This is a genomic window from Methylocaldum sp. MU1018 (genome assembly GCF_053646775.1).
In genome coordinates this window covers 1430619-1449548 of sequence record NZ_CM132195.1, presented here as the reverse complement: position 1 = coordinate 1449548, position 18930 = coordinate 1430619, and the positions used below count along the sequence as shown (strand labels likewise).

The window sequence follows — 18930 nt, the reverse complement described above, 5'->3', positions numbered from 1 at the left end:
CTTGCGATGGGGTCGCAACGTTTCAAGGCCGGTTACGGCAGCGCGGATCCGGGTTTGGGTTTATAAACCAAACGCCGGACCCGCTTCGATACGGAACGGCCGATATCTCCGCACCCGTCGACGATTTCAGCCGGTCGCGGCCGGCTGTGCGGCATGGCGGCGAATCGGCGGGCCTTCGAAAGAACGGCTCGCTTCAGCCGCGCGCCTCATCCCCCCTCTTTGGCTAAGATCAAGGCGTTACGGGCATCTTCCGAACCGACAAACTCCTGGCCGGAATCCACGGCTTTTTGAAGATGTTCCGCCGCGGCGGCGCGCTCTCCTTTTTTGAGGTAAATCATACCCAAGTGATACTGGTAAATCGGCACGTCCGGAGATTTTCCCGTGGCTATCAATTGCAAAGACAAAGCTTTTCCGTAATCGCCCTTTCGATAATAAATCCAGGCCAGCGTATCCAAGAACGCCGGCTCCTCGGTCTTATCGAACGTCTTGGCCAATTCGAAAGCCCGCTCAAGCCGATTTTTATTGCTGTCGTCGAGGCTCAATAAACTGGCAAGATTATTGCGCGCCAACATATCGTTCGGATTGGATTTGAGGATGGTTTCATACGGCTTGATCGCATTTTCATAATCCTTGGAAATCTCGTAAACCCGAGCCAGGTTCATGAGGACGCTCGGCTCGTCCGGCAATGCATCGAGCGCCCGACGATACGTTTCAAGCGCCAGATCCCGTCTGCCCGTTTGCTCGTAGTAGGTTCCAAGGCTCGCATAGGGAAGCAGCCAGCGGGGATCGGACTGAATGGCCATATTCAGAAACTTGACGGCTTCCATTTCCTCCTTTTCGCCCAGGTAATACATGCCCAGCAGTTGGTAAGCGCCCGCATGTTTCGGACTGTCGCCGAGAACTTTCTTGATTCGCGCCACGCCTTTTTCGGGTTGTCCCCGCTCAATATAACTTTCAAGAATGGCCTTCAGGATTTCGTAATCGCTCTTTGATTTTCCGAGCGTTTCCTCGTATTCGGCCAGGGCCGAATCATATTTCTTCTGCATCCGATAAAGGCCGCCCAGACGAAACCCGCCAATAGGATTTTCGGGAAACTCCGCCTTGATCCGCTTCAAAACCGTCTCCAGCTCCGCCTGGTTCCCGGCGGCGGCCAAGACATCCGATTGAATCAGCAGCGCGTCCAGGCTCTTGGGTTGCAGCTCCAAAAACTCGTTGATTTTCTCAAGCGCCAGCGAATAGTTTTTCTGGGCGACCAGAAATTCGACCAGATTCTTGCGCGCCTCCAACTTATCGGGATTTGCCGTCACCGCTTTCTCGAGACTCTCCTGCGCCAGGATGGGCTTGCCATCGAGCCTGTGCGCAGTAGCCAGCAAATTGAGGATTTCCAAGGAATCCGGCTGCTCCTTGAGCAAGGAGCGAAAGGCTGCAACGGCTTTCTGGCCGTCTTTGCGGAATAAAGCGATGCGCCCGCGCAGCAAAAGCCCCTGGAGGTCGCCGGGATTAGCCTCCAAGACTTCGTCGACCAAGGAGGCCGCCTCATTCACGTGTCCTTGGGCTAGAGCCAGCAAAGCCAGGCGATTTTCGGCCTTCAGGGCATCCGGAGCATATTTCTTCAAGGCAACGATGTCCCGGTAGACCCGCTCTGCCTTGTCGATTTCCTTGCGCTGCTCATACAGCGCAGCCAGGCCGAAGCGCAAATCCGATTTGTCCGGATAATCCTCGATAGCCCTGGCGAGTTCGGCCAGCGCCTGATCGGATTTGCCGGATTTTGCCAAAAACTCCGTCAGCAAGAGATGACGCCGGCTGTCCTCAGGGCGGGCTTGAATGGCTTCGCGATAGACCCGCTCCGCGTCGGCCCAGCGTTTTTGCTGGCTATAGAATTCCGATAGCAGCTTGCGGTGCTCCAGGTTGATCGGGTCGCGGGACACGATGTCTTTTAAAATATTTTCGGCTTTCTCGGGCTTCTTCATCCGGATGGCAAGCTTGGCTAAACCGGTTTGCAGTGGGATGTCGCCCGGATTGGCGCGCACCCCCTGCTCCAAAACCCTCTCGGCTTCATCCAGGTTGCCCTGCTGGCTGTGGAGCATTGCCAAGATGAGAAAGGCGTCGGCACGAGAAGGCTGCTCCGCCGTAATGCGACTGAGCTCGCCGATGGCGGCGCCGCGATCGCCTTTGAGACTCGACAAACCCGCCTTGACCATCCTGGCGTCGATGTCCTCGGGTTTGACATTCAACACCGTATTCAGCAACTCGCCGGCTTTATCCAGTTCCTTGCCCAGCATGTAGAGTTTCGCCAGCTTGACTTTCACCTCCAGATCGCCGGAATCGAGGTCGCCGGCCTTTCGATAGAGCGCGAATGCGCTCCGCCAATTCCTCCTGGCTTCCTCCATTTGCCCCAAATAAAAATAAGCCTTTGATGTCTTGGGATCGATCTGCAAGACGTTTTTGAACTCGACCTTTGCCTTATCGAAATTCCGTGCTTCGAAATATTTCTTCCCTCGCTCCAGATGCTCGGCCTTGCGCTCTTCGGCGCCGCCGCACCCGTGCAGAGCACTCGTCAATCCACATGAAAAGATTACGAAAGCCAACGTCCTGATCAGCATGGAAGTCATCCCTAATACAGCTTGTTGAGACCTGCTCGAGCGTTCCGGCTCAAGCGCGCCGATGTCCTTTGACTACGCAACGGCCAAGAAATACGGGCTCCCGGCAGGCCGTTCCTCGGGCCCGGTTTCCGTTGTTGGCCCGGATTGCAATAGGCGTAAAAAAATATTATAAGCATCGATACGCTCGCACTATATCGTTAAGGACGACGCCGGTCCATCGGGTCCGAACCGATCCATCGTTCGGATTCTCATAACACCTTGTAGATGCGCATATGAAAAATGGATTTTTAGCTTTTGCGCTGACTGCTCTCTTATCCCTCCCGGCATCCGCCGATTCCGCGCCCGACTCCACCGCAGCCGACGCCGCATTGGCACCTCCCGATTACATCGTCGGCGCCGGGGATGTCATGGAAATCTCGGTCTGGAAAGAGGAAGGACTGACCAAACAGGCCCTGGTAAGACCCGACGGCGGAATCACCTTTCCGTTAATCGGCGAGTTACAGGCCGGCGGTTTGACCGTCGACCAGATCAAGGCCGAAATTACCAAAAAACTTTCTGAATTCTTCGCCGATCCGGAAGTCAGCGTCTCTCTGGTCAACTTGAACCACAAAGTTTATGTGGTCGGGAGAGTCAACAAACCCGGTGAATTCATCACCCCGAACCGGGTTTCGGTCATGCAGGCGTTATCGATGGCGGGCGGACTTACGCCTTTTGCCGACGATGACGACATCAGGATCATCCGCCGGGTAGGCGAAACGGAAGTCGCGCTGCCGTTCGATTACGACGAAGTCGCCAGCGGAAATGCCTTGGAACAAAATATTCTTCTGCAAAGAGGCGATGTCGTTGTGGTCCCTTGATGTCTGAAGCTGCCGTCCCGGTTCATCCGCGCGATTTACGCTAACCTTGCATGGAAAACGCAAACTTGGTTGATGGCGTCGGCAGAAGCGGCCATGAGAGATCGCGAACCTACATCGTATGGATCATCGGGTTAGTCGTCACGGCGGATATCGAAGCTGTGGAATATACTTTCCAAGGAGACGCCAGCGTGGGGCAGGAGTACAACACCAATATTTTCCTCATACCCAATCCGACAGGCGACGTTTGGGGCACGAAACTCGGCTTGAATACCGAATTCTCAGCCGCAGAGGAAATATGGAAAGTCAATGGAAACGTCCGACTCGACAATTATTTTTTCAATGAAAAAAGTCTCGATTCCCTAAATCAATTCATCTCTTTGACCGGTCACTACTTCGCCACCGAGCGAAGCCGTTTTGCGCTTCGAGGCGATTACATCAGAGATTCGACTCGAACCTCGTTCGTCGAAGTCAATGATTTGGTATTCGATCAGGTCAGACGAAACAGCCAATCCATCAATCCGTCATGGACTTACGATTTGAGCGAAAACACCAGCCTCAATCTGAATTATCAATATCAAAACACCGAATATAAAAACAAAGAAAATACCTTTTTTCCGCACTACAAAACCCATGTCGGATCGATTGGCCTGATCCACGACTACAGCGAGCGCTTGCAACTGAACGGCTCGCTTTCTTACACCAGCTATTCGTCGCCGGGGAGCGCGACGGTCGTCCCCGGAACCTTAGATTTCCTAATCTTTCAGATTCCCGGAACATACGAGAATCAATCCGAAGAAATAAACATCGATTACGCCACGGCAATCGTCGGATTTTCTTACGCCATCGATGAAACGTTCAATGTCAATCTGGGCGGCGGCGGCCAATATAATACGATCGAAGCGGGTTCCCGAACGATTTTCAGAGATACCTTCGGCAATCCCATCTATACGAATGCCCAGCGCATCAGCAGCGATTCTTTGACTTACGTGGTCAAAGCCGGCGCCACCAAACGCTTCGAAGTCGACGATTTGGCCCTGAATTATGCGCACACCGTTACCCCGGACATTTATGGCAATTTGGTCGAAGCCAACACGGTAACCTTCACCGGCAAACATAAATTCACCCCGACGATCAACGGCTCCATTCAAATTCTCTACACCGACCGCTCCACTGCCGATCAGCGCAACGTCACCCTTAACCGTCAATTTCTTCGCGCCCAGAGCGATTTGAGTTGGGATTTCACCGAAAACTGGTCGATCACGGCATCGTACCAGTACAGCCAACAAGAGATCGAAGTCATCTCGAACGTTCCGGAATCGCACGCCGCTTATCTGACGATCCGTTATCTATGGGATAAGCTACAGTACTGAAATGGATTGACGAGAGAATCATGGAAGAAAAAGGACTTCACGATTACATTGCCGCGTTCAAGCGCAACAAGCCTCAATTCACGGCGATCCTGGCGGGTATCCTGATCTTTGCCCTGCTGCTCGCTTTTCTGCTGCCGCCGACTTACCGCTCCACCGCGACGATTCTCATCGAGGAACAGGAAATCCCGCCCGACCTGATACGCTCGACCATCACGACCTACGCTACTCAACGCCTGCAAATGATCAGCCAGCGGGTCATGACGCGGAACAATCTGAACAGGATCATCGAGAAGTTCGATTTGTACCCCGACGCGCGCCAACGGCTCACCGAGGAGGAAATCATCGAGCAAATGCGCAAGGACATCGTGCTGGACACGATCAGCGCCGACATCATCGATCCTCGCACCGGCAGGCCGTCCACCGCCACGATCGCGTTCACGCTGTCTTACGACAGCCGCAATCCGGATCTTGCCCAGCGCGTAGCCAATGAAATCACTTCGCTATATCTGGAAGAAAACCTCAAAAATCGCACCCAAAGATCCGCGGAAACGTCCGATTTCATCAAGGAAGAAGCCAAGCAAATGGGCGATTACGTCTCGGTCGTCGAGAAAAAATTGGCCGACTTCAAGGAACAGAACCTGAACAGCCTGCCCGAACAGAAGCAGATCAATATCGAGTTGATGGATAGAGCCGAGCGCGATTTGATGCAGATCGACAGCGAAATTCTCTCTCTCGAAGACCGCAAGTTCTATTTGGACGGCGAATTGGCCCAAATCAAGCCGGACATTCCGGTGATCTCTTCGACCGGAGAACGTATTCTCAGCCCTCAGGACCGGTTGAAAAGCCTCAGGACCGAATACTTGGCGATGGTCGGCCGCTACTCGGACAAACATCCCGACGTCGTCAAGGCGCGCATGGAAATCGATTCGCTCAAGCTGGATGCGGACGATACCGACAACGGGCTGGAATTGGCCAAGCAGCTCACCCGACTAGACGGTCAACTGGCGTCGCTTAGAGAGAAATACTCCGAAAATCACCCGGATATCATCAGCTTGAAAAAGCAAATTTCCGCGCTGGATGCCGAAATGAAAAGGATTCAAACGGCCCGCGCGGTCCGGGACATCGCGGCCAGGCAACCCGAAAACCCAGCATACATCACGCTGCAAGCGCAACGCGACAGCACCATCCAGGATTTGCGCGCGCTAAAACAGCGGCGCCAGGAAACCAAAGCAAAGCTCGGCGAATACGAAAGAAGACTGGCGCAAAGTCCCAACGTGGAACGGCAATATTTGGAGCTGGTCCGGGATTATGAAAATGCCACCGCCCGTTACCGCGAACTGAGGGCGAAAGAGATGGAAGCCGTGGTGGCCGAGCAACTCGAGAAAAAAAGCAAGGGCGAGCGGTTCTCCATTATCGAGCCTCCGCTGCTGCCCGAAAAACCGACCCAGCCGAATCGGCCCGTCATCGTCTTTCTCGGCATAATACTGGCCATTGCCGGAGGGCTCGGCTACGTGGCATTGATGGAAAACATGGACAAATCCGTGCGTGGAATGAAATTAGTCTCGGCGCTGGCCGGCGGGCCGCCGCTCGCCGTCATCCCTTACTTCGAAACCGACGAGGATATTTCACGGCAGCAGAAGAGGAAAACTGCCGCCGCGCTGGCGGCGTTAGGTTTGATTCTATTGATTTTGGCGTTGATCCATTGGCTTTGGATACCGCTGGACGTCCTATGGTTCAGAGGTTTGCGCAAGATAGACTCGCTCTTGAGTTGAGCTCATCGGATTCGGTTGCGCAGCAACCGTTAGCCAGACCGGCCGATTACCGGGCAGAACACGCATCGGCCGGTTCCCGAAACCCACCTTACAGGGAAGGACATACTATGGAAAGCATCGGCAGAGCATTTGGACAGCACCAGGATTCCGCAACGCCAACCCCGCAGATTCCAAAGGCGGACCTGATTTCGCTGGAAGACATCCAGTACACGCAAACCAGAACGGTAACGCTGTCGAGAGAGTTGCTGCGCCGCCGGCGCGTTATCGCGGGATATGGCCCCTGCGCCTTCGTCGATGCCTACAGAGTCCTCCGCACCCGGGTATTGCACAAAATGCGCGAACACGGCTGGAATACCCTGGCCGTCACCAGTCCCGGCGTCGGTTGCGGAAAAAGCCTCACCGCGATCAACCTGGCGCTCAGCGTTGCCCTCGAAATCCACCAGACCGTTCTCCTGGCGGATGCCAACCTCAGAGATCCCTCCGTGCATCGATATCTGGGCATCGAGTCCGCCGTGGGCCTGAGCGATTATTTGATGGACAACGTCCCCATATCCAAAATTCTGGTCAATCCCAAAGGCATAGGCCGCTTTGTGGTTCTGCCGGGGAAACGGTCGGTATTCAACTCTTCGGAACTCGTCGCCTCGCCGAAAATGGCGCGATTGGTGGAAGAGTTGAAACACCGCTATCCGTCGCGATTCGTCGTGTTCGATCTGCCCCACCTGGGAACGGCGGATGCGCTTTCTTTCACGCCTTACGTAGATGCCGTGGTATTGGTCGTCGAAGAGGGAAAGACCACTCAAGACGAGTTATCCCAGACCATAGCCTCGCTTCGGGACACGCCGCTGGTCGGTCTGGTTTTGAACAAGGCGGAAAACGGCTCGGCGGAATAACCGCCCGGTAAGCCCGCTCCGGCTATAGTCTCCTTTGATTAGCCCTCGCTCGGCGAGGGCGCCGGTAGATTTTGGGCTCAAAAACGGTTCTGCCGTCCAATCATCGCGTCGGCGAAGATGCGTAGCCGGCGATTTACCGGGCATGATCAGGAAAAGTCGCTAGCCGATGACTTCGATTCCTCCCATATACGGCAGCAAGGCTTCCGGGATTCTTATCCGCCCTTTTTCGTCCTGATAGTTTTCCATCACCGCGATCAGGGTGCGGCCGACGGCAAGTCCCGAACCATTCACGGTATTCACCAACTCAGGTTTTCCGGTTTCCGGATTTCTCCAGCGCGCTTTCAAGCGGCGCGCCTGAAAGTCCCTGAAGTTGCTGCACGACGAAATTTCGCGGTAGGCGTTTTGCCCCGGCAGCCAAACCTCGAGATCGTAGGTTTTAGCCGACGAAAAGCCCGTATCCCCGGCGCACAGAGCCATCCTTCGGAACGGTAGCTTCAAGCGCTTGAGGATTTCCTCCGCATGGGCGGTCAGTTCTTCATGGGCGCGCGCCGAATCGTCGGGCCGCACAATCTGCACCAGTTCGACTTTTTCGAATTGATGCTGACGAATCATGCCGCGCACGTCCTTGCCGTAGGAACCGGCTTCGCTGCGAAAACACGGGGTATGGGCAACGAACTTCAAGGGAAGCGTTTCCGCGTCGAGAATTTCGTCTCGAACCAAATTGGTCACCGGCACTTCCGCTGTCGGAATCAGATAGAACGGCGGTTCGCGGTCGAGCTTGAACAGGTCTTCCTCGAATTTCGGAAGCTGCCCCGTGCCGCGCAAGCTTTCCGCATTCACCATGAACGGCACGTAGGTCTCGGTGTAACCGTGCTCTTGCGTATGAACATCGAGCATGAACTGGGTCAGGGCCCGCTGCAAACGGGCCAAAGGACCCTTCAGGGTGACGAAACGCGAGCCCGCGAGTTTGACCGCCGCCTCGAAATCGAGACCGCCCAGCCGCATTCCCAGATCGACGTGATCGCCGGGCTCGAACGCGAACTGCGGCGGCTCGCCCCAGCGACGGATCTCCACGTTATCCGCATCGCTCCGGCCATCCGGAACATCCGCATCCAAAACGTTCGGTATGCCCAGCAGCAATTCTTCCAACTTCGCTTGAATGCCTTCCAATTCGCCTTCCATCCGTTTGAGATCGTCTCCCAAGTGCTGCACCTCGGCAAGCAAAGGCTGGATATCCTCGCCTTTCGCTTTCGCCTGGCCGATCAGTTTGGAGCGGGTATTGCGCTCGTTCTGCAATTCCTGGGTTCGGCTTTGTATCTCCTTGCGCTTGATTTCCAGGTCGCGGAACGCTTCGGTGTCCAGTTTGAAGGAACGCCGCGCCAACTGCGCTTCGACCTCATCCAATTGAGTGCGGAAAAGACGTGGATCTAACATCGGTTATCCTTAGTGAGATTTCGCAAAATCGGAATCAAAAACCATCTGCGGCGCGCAATAAGAATAAAGGGCACCTCGAAAAACCTACCCCGTTCAGACTTCGACAGGCTCGGCACGAACGGAAACGATCGATCCGATGGGAACCGTTCGCACCGAGCGAGTCGAAGTGCACGGTTTTTCGAAGTACCCTAAAGAATCGGGCCCTTTTCAGTCCTCTGCGGAGCCGTCCGCGGCGGGCCGGCACACCACATGGACCGGGCCGAAACGCTCGATCGCTTTCTCGATTGCCCGCCGGATACGCCCGGGCTATGGGCTAATAACAATCGCCTCGCGAAATACAACCCATATCGACTTCGAACGGGGCCCGCGAACGCCCGAAACGGTGAACTTATATCGCACCCGCCAATGCCTTCATGGCCTGCCGGTCCGGGTTTCGCACGATGCCCCGCTCCGTAACGATACAGTCGATCAATTCTGCCGGAGTCACATCGAACACGGGATTCCAAGCCTTGATGACGCTGCCCGGCCTGGCGAAATATTCGTTCAGCAACTCGTTCTGATCCCGTTCTTCGACCTTGATGCCCTCTCCGGTCTCTGTCCGCCAATCGATGGTCGAGGTCGGCGCAACGACCATGAATTTCACGCCATGATGGCGCGCGGCAACCGCCAAGGCATAAGTGCCGATCTTGTTCGCGGTGTCGCCGTTCGCAGCGATTCGGTCGGCGCCGACCGCGATCCACTGGACCGCGCCCGTTTTCATCAAATAGGCGGCGGCGGAATCGGCAATCAAAGTCGCGGGTATGCCATCCTGCTCCAGCTCCCAAACGGTGAGCCGGGCTCCCTGAAGCCAGGGGCGGGTTTCGGTCGCGAAAACTTTCGTGACGCCTTGCCGGTAGGCGCTCCGAACCACGCCGAGCGCCGTACCGTACCCGCCGGTCGCAAGCGATCCCGTGTTACAGTGGGTCAAAACCCCGCCGGCTCCGACAAGCAGGGAGGCGCCCAAATCGCCCATGGCCCGATTGGCCGCGATGTCTGCCTCATGAATGGATCGCGCGGCTTGCAATAGAGGCGGCTCGGGATCGCCTTGAATCGTCTCTATTTCCGATCGCATGCGATCGAGAGCCCAGAAAAGATTGACCGCGGTAGGGCGTGATCCGGCAAGTTTCGCCAAATCCGCCTCGATCGCTTCTCTCCAAGTAGCCGGATTTTCACGATACCGCCGACGCGCCGCCAAGACTACGCCGTAGGCGGCGGCGATGCCGATGGCCGGAGCGCCGCGCACGCGCATCGAAGCGATGGCCTCGGCTACGCCCCGCGCGTCATCGAAGGTCTCGTATTCGACGATGCCGGGCAGTTTGCGTTGATCCAGCAAACGCAGCCCTTGCTCGATCCATTGCAAAGCACGGACCGTATCGTTAAATGTATTGGGCGCAGAAGGTGAAGGCATCTTAAATAAATGAAAACGTGCGATCGTCACAAGACGATCGGGTTACGGCCATATCGGGCCAGCCCGATATGGCCAAACAGCTCTCCATTTTAAAATGGTCCGGCCGACAAACAAAGAATCCGCCTCTATTCGCCGGGACTGGCGCCGAAGCCTGAAGCGGTTCATCCCGTGCAGCGTCTTCCGAGTCGACAGAGTGCGCGTTTTTGCCGCATTATCGGAAGGCTATTCTCCGTTGCAAGATGGTCATATTCACATCAGACTATTTTTGTCAAGACTAACGCCTAAAAGGTCCGATCATGGTACTCGAAATCTATCTCTGGTGCTGGATGCACCTCGAACCGCGCTATGCCGCGAAAAGAGGCGCAAAACTTCTGGGCTTGGCGATACTGGCGCTGGGACCATTGATTTACATCAATGTCGACATGACCAGGCACGGATTCAAACCTTCGGCTCCCAGCCTGACCATCCAGGTTGGCCGGCAGGATTCAAATCATTAAATCCGGCTCGTCCGTACGCGCTGCCGCACGGCCTCGAACAGTAATACGCCCGTAGCAACCGATAGGTTGAGGCTTTCGATTTGGCCGAACATCGGGATTTTGACCAAAAAGTCGCAGGATTCCCGCGTCAAGCGACGCAGACCTCTCCCTTCGGCCCCGATCACCAGAGCCAATGGAATGGCCAGATCGATCTCGTACAGAGATCGCTCGGCCTCGCCCGCAGCCCCCACGATCCACAACCCCGCCTCCTTCAGCCAACCCAAAACTCGATTCAAGTTGGTTACGCGGTATACCGGCACGGTCTCGGCGGCGCCTGAAGCGACTTTGGCAACCGTCGGCGTCAACCCCACCGACTGGTCTTTCGTGATAATGACCCCCTGTACTCCGGCGGCATCCGCAGTCCGCAGACAGGCTCCAAGGTTATGCGGATCTTGTACGTGGTCCAGAACGAGAAAAAAAGGCTGCTGCGAAAGATTCGCCAAGGCGTCCTGGAGTTCCGGCTCCCCGCGTTCGGCGGGCAATTTCAGCTCGATAACGATTCCCTGGTGGTTTCGGGTTTCGACCAGGGAATCGAGTTGATTTCTTCCGGCCGGTTGAATCGAAATTCCAAGGGAAGCCAATTTCCGCTCGATCGCCGCGATACGGTTGTCTTCCCGCCGATTATCGATCCAGACGCTGATGATTTTGTCCGGAGCGTTCTCCAGAACGGCTTCCGCTGCATGGAGACCTGCGATACGGCGCCTGTTTTTCATGATTTGCGTCTTCTCTTCCGCGACCGGCGTGCCGACGGCTCGGAGCGTTTCACCAATTCGAGATCGATCTTGCGCTCGTCCAAGTCCACTCGGGCCACGATCACACGGACGCTGTCGCCGAGTCTATAAGTCACGCCGCTACGCTGGCCTTCCAGCCGATACCCGATCGGGTCATAGTGGAAATAATCTTTATCCAGAGTCGAAACGTGTACCAATCCTTCGACGAAAATATCTTTCAACTCCACAAAGAAACCGAACGGCGTCACGGCGGAAATGACGCCTCCGAACTCTTCGCCCAATTTGTCGAGCATATACTCGCATTTCAGCCAGGCGAGCACATCGCGAGTCGCCTCATCGGCGCGCCGCTCGGTGTACGAGCAATGCTCGCCCATCAGCACCATATCGTTATGGGAATAATAGAATTCTTCCTTCTTTTTCTTTTCGAGCGAGTGGCGAATAGCCCGATGCACCAGCAAATCCGGGTAGCGTCGGATGGGCGACGTAAAATGGGTATAGGCATCCAGCGCCAGCCCGAAATGACCCTTTTTTTCCGGGCCGTACACGGCTTGAGCCAGCGAGCGTAACAGCACCGTCTGAATCAGGTGTTCGTCGGGTCTGCCGACGATGCTGTCCAGAACCTCGAAATAATCCTTCGGCCCCGGATTGTCGCCGCCGCCAAGCCCTAAACCGACCCTTCCGAGAAAGGCGCGCAGATCGGCCAATCGTTCGGCGGTGGGCCCCTCGTGAATTCGAACCACATGAGGGAGTTTTTGACGGGCAAGGTAGCGCGCTGCGGCGATATTCGCGGTGATCATGCATTCCTCGATCAGGCGGTGCGCGTCGTTACGCTCGCGCGGCACGATTTGCGCGATTTTCTTGCCCTCTCCGAACACGATGTAGGATTCCTGCGTATCGAAGTCCATCGCGCCCCGCTCCTCTCTCGCTCTCCGCAACACTTTGTAAAGCGCATGCAACTCCTCCAGGTGAGGCACCAGCGCGCGATACTTCTTCCTCAGGACCTTATCGCCATCGACAACCATACGCGCGACTTCGGTGTAAGTGAGCCGCGCATGAGAGTACATCAGCCCCGAATAGAACCGCGAGCGGACGATGGCGCCGTCGGTGTTGATATAGATTTCGCAAACCATGCACAGCCGGTCCTGCTCGGGATTGAGCGAGCACAAACCGTTTGAGAGCACTTCCGGCAACATGGGAATGACTCGGTCGGGAAAATATACCGAGTTGCCCCGGGTTTTGGCTTCGTCGTCGAGAGCGGTTCCCGGTCGGACGTAATGGGAAACATCGGCGATCGCGACATACAATTTCCACCCTTTCGGGGTTCTTTCGCAGTACACGGCATCGTCGAAATCGCGGGCATCCTCTCCGTCGATGGTTACCAGCGGCAGACGGCGCAAATCGACCCGATCGGCCTTGGCCTCTTCCGGAACCGTCGCACCCAGTCCCGTAATCTCGTTCAACACGGCTTCCGGCCATTCGGACGGCAGATCGAAGCTGCGAATCGCCACTTCGATTTCCATGCCGGGGGCCATATGATCGCCCAGAACCTCCTTGATACGGCCGATGGGATCGCGCTGGCGGGTGGGCTGCTCGATGATCTCCGCGACCACGATCTGTCCCGGAAGGGCCGCATTTCGATGCTCCTCCGGAATAAGCACGTCGTGAGCGATATGCTTGTTATCGGGGACGACGAATGAGATGCCTTGCTCTAGGTACAACCGGCCTACGATATTGTGCGTATTCCGTTCCAACACATCCACGACGCCGGCCTCTCGCCGCCCGCGGCGATCGACTCCGCGAACGCAAACCACCACCCGGTCATCGTGCATGAGCGCACGCATTTCCTTAGGTGAGAGAAACAGATCGTCACCGCCCTCGTCCGGCCGAAGAAAACCGAATCCGTCGGGATGCCCGATGACCCGGCCGGCGATGAGATCCTTATGATTTACGATGCAATAGTAATTGCGGCGGTTTCTCAGTATCTGGCCATCCCGCTCCATGGCATTGAGGCGGCGGCGTAGCGACTCGATGTCCTCGTCCTCTTGTACGCCCAATACCCCGGCAACATCCTCGACCTTCAGAGGAATGCCTTGTTCTTTCATCACCTGAAGGATCAATTCCCGGCTGGGAATGGGGCGCTCGTACTTTCCCGCCTCCCGCTCCGCGAACGGATCCTCAAACCTAAACTCTCTGGCCGTCGTAGGGGCGGACTTGGTCATGGACAATTTTTCCTATCTCTTTGATTAATGTGCTTCGGACGCCCTTTGGCCGATACTTTCGGGAGACCGTCATTGGGTTTTGAAGCATTCGGTATTGACAATTCGGCCGACAAGTAACAAAATTCGCGTCTCAGTTGAGTTACTCAACGTTACTCGCCGCTGCCGAGGTGGTGAAATTGGTAGACACGCATGATTCAGGTTCATGTGGGGAGACCCGTGGAGGTTCAAGTCCTCTCCTCGGCACCATTCTTTCCATATCCCTTAATCAAAGGGATTTCTCAGAACAATCGTCTCGCCGCGATCGGGACCGGTCGAAAGAATATCTACCGGCACATCGACCAGCTCTGCGATCCTTTCGATATAAGCCCTGGCATTTGCTGGAAGAGCCTCGTACGAGGTAATCCCGGCGGTCGATTCTTGCCATCCCGGAAGTTCCTCAATGACGGGCTCGCACTGAGCATAACTGTCGGCTCCGATGGGCACGGTACGAACCTCCTCGCCTTTATATCGGTAAGCCGTGCAAATGCCGATCCGTTCCAGTCCATCCAAAACATCCAATTTCGTCAGGCATAATCCGCTTAGACTATTAAGCTTCGCCGAACGCTTCATCAAAACGGCATCAAACCATCCGCACCGCCGCGCTCGCCCGGTAGTTGCGCCAAATTCCGCGCCCTTCTCGGATAGATGCTTGCCGATATCATTCAAAAGCTCCGTCGGGAAAGGTCCGTTTCCTACCCGGGTCGAATAGGCTTTCGTAATGCCCAGCACGTAATCGAAATCCAGCAATCCCACTCCGCTGCCGGATGCCGCGCCGCCGGCCGTAGTATTAGACGATGTCACATAGGGGTAAGTGCCGTGATCGATATCCAGCATCGCGCCTTGCGCCCCTTCGAAGAGAACATTCTTACCCGCGCCGCAGTCATCGTGCAGAATACCCGCCACATCGCCCAGCATGGGCTTAATCTGCTCGCCCAATGCCATCGTTTCATCCAGCACCTGCCGATAATCGAGTTGCGGCTGATGGTAATACCCGCCGAGCACGAAATTGTGATAATCCAGGAGTTCACGCAACTTCTCGGCAAATGCGGCCGGATACAGAAGGTCGCCGGCACGCAGCCCTCGTCGCGATACCTTGTCTTCGTAAGCCGGGCCAATACCCCTTCCGGTCGTGCCAATAGCCTTGTCGCCGCGAGATTTTTCGCGCGCCACGTCCAATGCCACGTGAATGGGCAATATCAAGGCGCATGCTTCGCTGATCGTGAGCCGATCCCTAACCGGGACGCCTGCCTTTTCCAATAAAGAAATTTCCTCCAACAAAGCATGGGGCGATAACACCACGCCATTGCCTATCAGACATTTAACCGATTCCCGCAAAACTCCGGAAGGTATTAGGTGCAATACCGTCTTTTGGCCATCAATGACCAGAGTATGTCCTGCGTTATGGCCGCCCTGAAAACGTACGACAGCATCTGCACGCTCGGTCAGCAAATCGACAAGTTTACCTTTACCTTCATCTCCCCATTGGGTGCCGATGACTATGACGTTTTTACCCATTCTTGATTCCAGCTTAATGTGTCTATTTAGCGGTAACTTTGGCTCAATTGATAATGGGAAAGACTTCCCAAGTTAGTCCCTGCTTCCTAAGGTGGTGTGTACATCCCATTTCTCGGGCACCACCGGTTTGTCCTGATAATTCTTGAATGACCGTTTGACCGGCCCCGCGCAAATGGCGCACTTTTTCGTGCAGATCGGCGTCTTCTATGGCCGGCGCAAAGATGCGCATGCCATCCGAAACGGCATCGCCGCCAATCGCCAATCGCGCCAAGACCTTCAAGTCGGCGCTGAAGCCGGTAGCCGGACGGGCGCGACCGAATCCCTTACCGATTTCATCGTAACGCCCGCCTCGCGCAATTTCCCTGCCATAGCCCGGCACAAACGCGGCAAATACGATCCCAGATTTGTAATGATATCCACGCAACTCGGCAAGATCGAAATTGATCCGCAAAGCCGGGAACAAGCCTTTCAAGCGTCTCGAAATGGATTCCAAATCCTCCAGCGCCCGATGCACCGGCTCTCCGGCTGGCGCCAAGCGCCTCCTGGCATCCTCTATGATTCCCTCATGACCATTTAGATCGATAAGCGCCTTCAACATCTCCGCGGAAGAATCGGCGACCGTCAGCGTGCGCAACAGATCGACCAGGCTCGGATGATCCTTGCGCTGGAGAATTTCAAATAATTCAGCCTCTTCCCGCGCGCTCAAACCGGCCTGGTGCGCCAATTCCCGATAGATGCCTACATGCCCCAGATCCAGATGAACGTTTTCGATACCCGCCATGGCGAGCATCTCCAACATGAGGCAAATAATTTCCAAATCGCTGGCATTGCCCGAGTGCCCGTACAATTCAGCCCCGACTTGCAGCGGACTCCGGGATTTTTCGAGGTGATCCGATTGCGTATGCAGCACGGTCCCCATGTAGCATAACCGCGTCGGCGCCTCGCTGCCGAGATTACGCGCATCAATCCTCGCAACCTGGGGCGTCATGTCGGCGCGTATGCCCATCAATCGGCCGCTAATCTGATCGATGATCTTGAAGGTCTGCAAATCGAGATCGTTGCCGGAACCGATCAACAGCGACTCTATGAATTCGATCAGAGGCGGCATGACCAGTCTATAGCCCCAACCGGCGAACAAATCGATTATCTTCCGGCGCAGCCGCTCCAAACGTTCGGCTTCTTCCGGAAAGACCTCGTCAATACCTTCGGGCAACAGCCAATTATCTTCGGTTAGCATCGAATCGAATACGGTAAGTTCAGCAAATGAAAACGGGCCTGAATGGATTATGCGATGACTGTGTTATCGCGAGATTTATTCCGGCACCCGAACGGTGCCGCGCGAGGATATTTGCCAATGACGGCGCCCCGCCCGCCCTGAATCCCCTTCACGGGTCCAGCGGCGGGCGAAAATACGCGGAAAGCCACGACCTCGTTATTTTGGCTTTTTGAAGTACTGGAAGAATTTCGAATCAGGCTCCAAGACGATCATGTCGTTCTCATCCTTGAATACCTGCCTATAAGCATACAAGCTTCGATAGAAATCGAAGAATTCCGGATTTTTGCCGTACGCTTGAGCATAAATTTCCGATGCCGTGGCGTCACCCTCACCGCGCTTGATTTCCGAATCCCGATAGGCGTCGGCCAGTATGATTTCGCGCTGACGGTCCGCTTCCGCACGGATACGCTCGGCTGCCTCCGCACCACGAGAGCGAAAATCTCTCGCGACCCGGGCTCGCTCGGCTTCCATTCGCCGGTATACCGATGAACTGACCTCTTCCGGCAAATCGATTCCCTTCACACGAATATCGACGACCTCGACTCCCAAATCATCCACTACAGGGTTAACCGTCTTGATCAATAGATCGCGAATTTGGCTCCGCTCCAAGGAAACCACTTCGCGGATCGTCCGCTTGCTGAATTCGTTCCGCAACGCGTCCTTCGTTATCTGATCGAGACGAATGTTCGCCGCCGCTTTGTCGCCAGCGACCGACTTATAAAATTTCGTGGTGTCTTCTATTCGCCATTTTACGAACCAAGTAACGATCACGTTTTTCTTTTCAGACGTCAGAAAACGTTCCGGCTTGGATTCTAACGTGAGAATTCGAGCGTCGTATTTCTTCACTTCCTGATATGGAAGCTTGAAATGTAATCCAGGTTTGAAGTCGGTTCGAACAATTCTCTTGAATTCCAGCAACACGGCTTTTTCCGTCTCCGATACCACGAATACGGAAGTAGCCCCCAATATCAGCAAGATAATAACAATCGCGAGAATTAGGGTATTCTTGTTAATCATTATTGCCCCCTTCCTTCACGACCTCGGGTCGTAGATCGGATATTCCTGGTGGTCCCGCCGTCCGATGACTCGGGAGAGGTAATCATGGCGCCTTCGGCTTCTTTGGGCGGGACTAAAGACGCAGCAGACTTTTGAAGTTTATCGATGGGCAGATACAGCACGTTATTGCTGCTCTTGACGTCAACCAATAATGTACTGGTGCGCCCTAGGACTTCTTCCATAGTATCGAGATAGAGGCGCTCCCGAGTAACCTCCGGGGCTTTGTCGTACTGCGACAGCAACTGCTTGAATCGACTCGCATCACCTTCCGCTCTGGCGATCACGCGCTGCTTGTATGCTTCCGATTCTTCCAAGACGCGTGCTGCGGCACCCCTCGCTTTGGGCACGACTTCATTCGCATAAGCTTCCGCTTCATTTTTCAGGCGCTGCTCATCCTCCCTGGCCTTGATCGCGTCCATGAACGCCGCCTGAACCTCTTCCGGAGCCTGGGCATCCACCAAGCTCACGTTGCTCACCCTGATTCCGGTTCGATATTGATCCAATGTTTGCTGGATTTCACTTTTGATGTCATCCGCAACTCTGCCTCGTCCTTCTATCAAAACGAAATCCATCGTGCTCTTCCCGATTACGGCACGCTCCGCGCTTTCGATAACCTGCTTCAAGGTCTCGTCCGGATCGGCAACATTAAAGAGATAGTCTTTGGCATCCTTGATCTGATACTGAACAGCCAATCGGATATCGATGATATTTTCGTCCTGGGTAAGCATGAGCGCTTCCCTGGGCACCGAGCCGAGAGACTGCTGGCGGCCGCCCGAGCGATAGCCCACCTCGAGAAAACGCTGTTGCTCCATATTAACCACCTGGACCCGTTCTATCGGCGCCGGCATATGCCAATGCAGTCCGGGCAGCGTGGTATCGACATATTTGCCGAAGCGCGTCACGACGCCCCGGCTCCCTTCGTCCACCAGATAAATGCCGGTCAGTCCCCATATGACCAAAGCAATCACGATAAATAAACCGGCTGTCCTCATCGGCGCATTTCCGCCACCACCGAAAAATTTGCCCATTTTTTCGTGTAATCCGCGCATGATCTCCTCCAAATCCGGAGGAGTCTCCTGCTGATCACGCCCGCTCCACGGATCTTTTTTGTTACCGCCCGGTTCGTTCCAGGACATTATATGGCTCCTATAGTTCAGATCTTGGTGATCTTCTTGCGCAACGAAG

The 18930-nt window shown here is 55.2% G+C and carries 14 protein-coding genes and 1 tRNA gene; 6 read left to right on the top strand and 9 right to left on the bottom strand.

Features of this window, described 5'->3' with window-relative positions:
- Positions 1-206: 206 nt before the first annotated feature.
- Positions 207-2603: a tetratricopeptide repeat protein gene (locus ACWJKU_RS06805; protein ID WP_454147036.1), complete on the bottom strand. Its 2397-nt coding sequence runs from the start codon at positions 2601-2603 to the stop codon at positions 207-209.
- Positions 2604-2875: 272 nt separating this feature from the next.
- Between ACWJKU_RS06805 and ACWJKU_RS06800 the strand changes: the two genes are divergently transcribed.
- The 4 genes from ACWJKU_RS06800 (at position 2876) to ACWJKU_RS06785 (ending at position 7492) form a co-directional block, all read left to right on the top strand.
- On the top strand, positions 2876-3460 hold the full coding sequence (locus tag ACWJKU_RS06800) for a polysaccharide biosynthesis/export family protein (protein ID WP_454147034.1): 585 nt from the start codon (positions 2876-2878) through the stop codon (positions 3458-3460).
- A 158-nt stretch (positions 3461-3618) separates the two neighbouring features.
- A complete protein-coding gene (locus ACWJKU_RS06795; protein ID WP_454147032.1) occupies positions 3619-4830 on the top strand; it encodes a hypothetical protein in 1212 nt (403 codons plus the stop codon).
- Between the two features lie 20 nt (positions 4831-4850).
- Positions 4851-6602 carry a GumC family protein gene (locus tag ACWJKU_RS06790; protein ID WP_454147030.1) on the top strand — a complete coding sequence of 584 codons (1752 nt, stop codon included), beginning with the start codon at positions 4851-4853 and terminating at the stop codon, positions 6600-6602.
- Positions 6603-6709: 107 nt separating this feature from the next.
- Complete coding sequence (locus ACWJKU_RS06785; RefSeq protein WP_454147028.1) at positions 6710-7492, top strand: CpsD/CapB family tyrosine-protein kinase; 783 nt, start codon at positions 6710-6712, stop codon at positions 7490-7492.
- 159 nt (positions 7493-7651) lie between these two features.
- Here the strand turns inward: ACWJKU_RS06785 and serS are convergent, their stop codons facing one another.
- Both serS and mtnA read right to left on the bottom strand, forming a co-directional pair.
- Positions 7652-8926 carry a serine--tRNA ligase gene (gene serS / locus ACWJKU_RS06780; protein ID WP_454147026.1) on the bottom strand — a complete coding sequence of 425 codons (1275 nt, stop codon included), beginning with the start codon at positions 8924-8926 and terminating at the stop codon, positions 7652-7654.
- A gap of 388 nt (positions 8927-9314) precedes the next feature.
- Complete coding sequence (gene mtnA, locus ACWJKU_RS06775) at positions 9315-10373, bottom strand: S-methyl-5-thioribose-1-phosphate isomerase (RefSeq protein ID WP_454147024.1); 1059 nt, start codon at positions 10371-10373, stop codon at positions 9315-9317.
- Positions 10374-10669: 296 nt separating this feature from the next.
- Between mtnA and ACWJKU_RS06770 the strand changes: the two genes are divergently transcribed.
- Entirely contained in the window at positions 10670-10870 is a 201-nt protein-coding gene (locus ACWJKU_RS06770) for a hypothetical protein (RefSeq protein ID WP_454147022.1), read from the top strand.
- Here the strand turns inward: ACWJKU_RS06770 and rlmB are convergent.
- Entirely contained in the window at positions 10867-11622 is a 756-nt protein-coding gene (rlmB, locus tag ACWJKU_RS06765; RefSeq protein ID WP_454147020.1) for a 23S rRNA (guanosine(2251)-2'-O)-methyltransferase RlmB, read from the bottom strand. The two genes, ACWJKU_RS06770 and rlmB, sit on opposite strands and share 4 nt — an antisense overlap.
- Complete coding sequence (gene rnr / locus ACWJKU_RS06760) at positions 11619-13859, bottom strand: ribonuclease R (RefSeq protein ID WP_454147018.1); 2241 nt, start codon at positions 13857-13859, stop codon at positions 11619-11621. Before rnr ends, rlmB begins: the two co-directional genes overlap by 4 nt.
- Positions 13860-14020: 161 nt before the next feature.
- Between rnr and ACWJKU_RS06755 the strand changes: the two genes are divergently transcribed.
- Positions 14021-14105: transfer RNA gene (locus tag ACWJKU_RS06755), tRNA-Leu, on the top strand.
- Positions 14106-14120: 15 nt separating this feature from the next.
- Here the strand turns inward: ACWJKU_RS06755 and ACWJKU_RS06750 are convergent.
- From ACWJKU_RS06750 to hflK, 4 genes are all read right to left on the bottom strand, one after another.
- The gene (locus tag ACWJKU_RS06750) at positions 14121-15413 is read right to left on the bottom strand and encodes an adenylosuccinate synthase (RefSeq protein WP_454147016.1); all 1293 of its coding nucleotides are present in this window, start codon (positions 15411-15413) and stop codon (positions 14121-14123) included.
- Positions 15414-15456: 43 nt separating this feature from the next.
- A complete protein-coding gene (locus ACWJKU_RS06745; protein WP_454147014.1) occupies positions 15457-16650 on the bottom strand; it encodes an ATP phosphoribosyltransferase regulatory subunit in 1194 nt (397 codons plus the stop codon).
- Between the two features lie 195 nt (positions 16651-16845).
- Positions 16846-17703 (bottom strand): protease modulator HflC, encoded by an 858-nt coding sequence (hflC, locus tag ACWJKU_RS06740; RefSeq protein WP_454148062.1) that lies wholly within the window; start codon positions 17701-17703, stop codon positions 16846-16848.
- 2 nt (positions 17704-17705) lie between these two features.
- Positions 17706-18881, bottom strand: coding sequence for an FtsH protease activity modulator HflK (hflK, locus tag ACWJKU_RS06735; protein WP_454147012.1), 1176 nt, complete (start codon positions 18879-18881; stop codon positions 17706-17708).
- Positions 18882-18930: the final 49 nt, after the last annotated feature.